The sequence below is a fragment of the Pinirhizobacter sp. genome (assembly GCF_035317885.1).
Classification (GTDB): domain Bacteria; phylum Pseudomonadota; class Gammaproteobacteria; order Xanthomonadales; family Rhodanobacteraceae; genus Pinirhizobacter.
On sequence record NZ_DATHFX010000273.1, the window covers coordinates 1 to 4,384 of the forward strand.

Consider the following 4,384-nt stretch of genomic DNA (forward strand, 5'->3'; position numbering starts at 1 on the left):
CGCAAGTCGCCGTAGCCGAAGTCCTTGCGATTGGCCTTGACGAAGGCCTCACCCTGGCCATAGCTGCCGCGGGGGTTGGGCATCAGCACGAAGTAGCCCAGGGCCGAGAGCGGCGCCGGGCCGAAACCGACCCCGGGCCAGCGCGGCGTGACAGCGCTGCTCGGGCCGCCGTGCACCGAGACGATCATGGGGTAGTGCTTGTTCTTGTCGAACCCTGCAGGAAACAGCAGCCAGCCCTGCACCTTGTGGCCTTCGTTCTCCCATTCAACGGATTCGGCCTTGCCCCAGGCAGGCTTAAGCCCCGCATTGATCGAGGTCACGGCGGTAGGCGCCCCGGCAAAACGCCGGTCGGCACCCATATGGGCGACATACACCTCCGGCGCCTGTGAGAAGGTGGACTGCACGAAGGTGGCCGTGCGGCCGGCGCCATCGAAGGCGATGGACATTTCCTGGCGACCATCGCCGATATACGCCTGTGCCTGGTAAAGCGTCGTCGGCTGGCCCAGCGCACCCGCCTGCACGGGGTAATCGACCAGGCGGCTGCCGCCGCCGGTGATCTCGGCTACCGTCAAACGGCCGGGCGCGGTCCATTCGATCCAGGCAGCGGTGGTCGTTGCATGGGGCGTGAGGTTGCGCGGTTCGCCACCGGTGCTGGGCACCAGGTAGATGTCACCGCCGGTGGCTCCCTGGTCGCTCATCAGGCCGCCAATGAAGGCAACCTCCGAGCCATCGAGGGAAAACCGCGGCACGGCCAGCTGCAAGCCCTTCAGATCGCCGGACACCTTGGCGGTGTCGACGATGCTCGTGGGGCTGGCGCCGGCGCGGGCCTCCTGGACATAGAGCTGGGCAATCCACCAGTTGTTGTCGCCCGGCGGCTGCGCGGCGACATAGGCCAGGCGTGCGCCCTTCGCGTCGAAGGCGTACTCGTAGACGTGCAAGGCGTCGGGTGTGAGCACCGACAGCGCGCCGGTGGCGGCGTCCACTTCGGCCACGTGCTGCACTTCAATGTCGTCGACGCCGATCTCGCCCGACGGCGGCTTGGTCGCGGCCAGCGCACTGGCCTCGCGCGTGGCGCCGGGCACGTACAGGAAAGTGATCGACTTGCCGTCGGCAAGCCAGCCCAGGTCGCTGGCCAGTCCCGCCAGGTGGGACAGCTGGCGGGGTGCCTGGGAGCCTGCGCCGCCGCTTACGAAGATGTCGCGGGTGGCGGGCTTGCCGTCGGTCCCCTTGCTGCCAACGCAATCGGACAGGAAGGCCAGTTGCGCGGAGTCGGGCGACCAGCTCGGATCGGATTGCTGACAGCTGCCGGGCTTGGCCGTGCCTACCGCCTTGGCGTTACGACCGTCGATGTCGGCCACCTTCAGGGCCGGCTTGTCGTTGATCTCGGTCACATAGGCCAGGTGCTTGCCGTCAGGCGAAATGGCGGTGGAACGAATGGCTTGCACCTGCCCCAGCGACTTCAACACCGCACTGATGCGCGGATCGGGCGTGGCGTCGGCGGCATATGCCTGGCACGAAACCAGGGCCATGGCGAAAGCGAGGCCCCAGGCGGGCGCGGCTCGGTAGGTCATCGTCGGCAATTCCCCATCAGTGGACCCGCCGAAGCTAGCAGATTGCGTGCTCCGCGGCGCGTGGCATCAGGCCTGGAGGTCGGCGAACTCCGGGTGCCGCTGCAGCCAGCCGGCCGCATAGCTGCAGGCGGGCTTCACTTTCCAGCCTTCGCTGCGCGCGGCCTGGAAAGCAGCGAGCGTCAAGGCCCCTGCGATGCCCCGGCCACCGACCACGCTGGGCACGCCGGTGTGGTTGATGGTCATGATGTTTCCCGACAACTGGTAGTCCAGCAGACAGTGCTCCCCGTCCACCACCGCTTCGAAGACCTGTTCGCGGCGTTTGTGGATGACGTTGATCGCCGGTGTATCCATGGGCCTGGCCTCGTTCGCGTTTCGTGGATGCTTCAAAGCGTAGCGTGAAGGCCTCTCCGCGACGAGTCGCCATGGCTGGACAGTTGACGGCAGCGTCGCCAGCATAGGCCGGTCCCTCGCCACCGGCGGCTCTTCTCATGCTTATCGTGCACTACAGCCGACAGAAACAACCCGCCCAGGCCTGGCAGCCAGGCGCCGTGATAGGCGACAACGCCCTGTGGTTCGACCTGATCGATCCCACCGACGACGAACGCAGGGCGGCGATCAAAGCCAGCGGCCTGGTGGTACCCGAGCGCGACGATCTCAACGGCCTTACCTTGAGCAGCCGCCACCGCGCAGGTTCCGACTCGCTGGAATTGAGCGTCCCTTACTTCGCCGCCGAGCACGATGACAAACCCGCCACGCCGATGGGTATCGTGGTGGGAAGCGAAGCCATCGTCACCGTCCGCTTCGCCCAGTCGCGCGCCTTCGACCGCTGCCAGGAGGGCGCGCGGGAAAAACCCTTCGACGGCAGCGGCGACGTGTTCACCACCCTGGTCGAATCCATCGTGGATCTCGCCGCCGAACGCATGCAGGAAGTGGCCGGCGACTTGCGCAAACTGTCGTCCCGCGTGTTTACCACCCACCGCCTGGGCACGGTAGTCCTGCGCCGCTGCATGCTGGAAGTGGGCCGCCTGGAAAGCATCCAGACCCGCACGCGAACATCGCTGTTGAGCATCCAGCGCATCGTCAGTTTCGTCCGCGCCAAGGAGCCGGCGTGGGCCGATGGCGATGAGCAGGGCCGGCTGCGCGTGGTCGACCACGACCTTCGCACGCTGGACGAATTCGACGACCAGCTCACCAACAAACTGCAATTCCTGCTGGACGCGAGCCTGGGGTTCATCAACACCGACCAGAACCACGTGATGAAGGTGCTCACCGTGGTCTCGGTGGCCACCGTGCCACCGATCCTGCTGGCCGGCATCTGGGGCATGAATTTCAAGAACATGCCGGAACTGGACTGGACCTACGGCTATCCGCTGGCGCTGGCGGCCATCATCGTATCGATCATCCTGCCCGTGCTGTGGTTCCGTTGGCGCGGCTGGCTGGCCGACGACTAGCCCACGCCATGACCCTGCGCGACGCGCTCGTCGCTCCCGCCCGTGGCGCCGTGCGCCGGTGGGTGCTGAAGGCCTTTCCTCGTGACCCGAAGGCTGGCATCGACTACGACCATCCCGAGGGCGACGCCGGCCTGTTCGGGCCCGACAGCGTCACCTGGCGCATCCACGGCGACTTCGCCGGGATGCTCTCCGGCGGCCTGTGTGCCCTGATGCTGCAAACGCTGCATCCCAAGGCGCTGGCCGGGGTCTGGGACCACTCCAACTTCCGCACCGACCTTATCGGCCGGTTGCGGCGGACCACGGCTTTCGTTGGCGGCACGACCTATGCGCCCACCATGGCTGCCTACCAGCTGGTGGATCGGGTCAGGGCCATCCACGGCAAAGTACGCGGGATCACCGCCGACGGCATGGCGTACGCGGCTGATGACCCGGATCTGCTCACCTGGGTACACGTCACGGAAATGTACAGTTTCCTGGCCGGCTACCGGCGCTACCGCCGCCACGACCTGGCCGCCGGCATCGCCGACCGCTACTACGACGAAACACGGCGCGTGGCCGAGGCACTGGGCGCGCGCGGCGTACCCAGCTCCGAGGCCGCGGTGGAGGCCTATTTCGCCGAGCGGCAGCCGGACCTGCGTTTTGACGAACGGTCGCGGGAAGTGCTCACCGTGCTTGCCGCGATCGAACTGCCGGTGCCCATGGCCGGGCTTTCGCGGGAGCTGTTCCTGGGCGCAGGCGCCGCCCTGCTGCCCGCCTGGGCCGTCGAAATGCTCGGACGGTCCCCGCGCCAGCGGGCCGAGGCGCAGGTAGCCGCGGCGGCCCTGCGAGGCCTGGCCCCGGTGTTCCGCGGTGCGCTCTCCGAAGGGGTGGCTGCGCGTTCGTGCCGACGCGTGGGCCGGTCGCCGCTACTGCTCGACCATTGGCCGCCGGCCTTACAGGAAACAAGGAGTTAAAGTTCGCGCCAGAAGGGCCGATAGCCTCGCCAAGGGGTGCCACATCGACATCCCACGCGGTAGGCCCATCGGCGCGCATGTCGGCGGGGAGGAAGCACGAGGATGTATTCCATCGTCCAAACACGCTTTTTCGGCGACGCCACGGCGGCGGCGCCCTGCCGCGCCCGCTCGGGGAAGGGATGATGCGCGTGCCCTGGCAAGCCCTGCCCGGCGGCCTGCCGCAAGCGCGGCTACTGGATTCGGTGGCCGAATTCACCGTGCACCGCGACATCGATGCACTGGACCACAGCCTGGTGCTGTCACTAGCCGAACTGGTTGAAGCAACCTCGGTGGCGCTGTGCAAGCGCACCGACGAAACCGACAACGCACTGGAAATGATCGCCCTGTGCGTGCCCGATGAACACAACAA

The 4,384-nt window shown here is 67.1% G+C and carries 4 protein-coding genes and 1 pseudogene; 3 read left to right on the top strand and 2 right to left on the bottom strand.

The features are described from left to right. Positions 1-1,571, bottom strand: a 1,571-nt coding sequence (locus VK519_RS08855) for a S9 family peptidase (RefSeq protein WP_324349125.1), incomplete at its 3' end; no start/stop codon positions are given. A gap of 66 nt (positions 1,572-1,637) precedes the next feature. Then, positions 1,638-1,922, bottom strand: coding sequence for a GNAT family N-acetyltransferase (locus VK519_RS08860; RefSeq protein WP_324349127.1), 285 nt, complete (start codon positions 1,920-1,922; stop codon positions 1,638-1,640). Between the two features lie 137 nt (positions 1,923-2,059). On the opposite strand from VK519_RS08860, the gene VK519_RS08865 reads away from it, so the two are divergent. The 3 genes and pseudogenes from VK519_RS08865 to VK519_RS08875 form a co-directional block, all read left to right on the top strand. Continuing rightward, a complete protein-coding gene (locus VK519_RS08865; RefSeq protein ID WP_324349129.1) occupies positions 2,060-3,022 on the top strand; it encodes a CorA family divalent cation transporter in 963 nt (320 codons plus the stop codon). 8 nt (positions 3,023-3,030) lie between these two features. Then, a complete protein-coding gene (locus VK519_RS08870) occupies positions 3,031-3,975 on the top strand; it encodes an oxygenase MpaB family protein (protein WP_324349131.1) in 945 nt (314 codons plus the stop codon). Between the two features lie 188 nt (positions 3,976-4,163). Beyond that, positions 4,164-4,384, top strand: a pseudogene (locus VK519_RS08875) (hypothetical protein); the annotation flags it as partial.

Coding starts and splice junctions, on each gene's coding strand:
- VK519_RS08870 (WP_324349131.1), top strand. CDS start 3,031: ATGACCCTGCGCGACGCGCTCGTCGCTCCCGCCCGTGGCGCCGTGCGC.
- VK519_RS08860 (WP_324349127.1), bottom strand. CDS start 1,922: ATGGATACACCGGCGATCAACGTCATCCACAAACGCCGCGAACAGGTC.
- VK519_RS08865 (WP_324349129.1), top strand. CDS start 2,060: ATGCTTATCGTGCACTACAGCCGACAGAAACAACCCGCCCAGGCCTGG.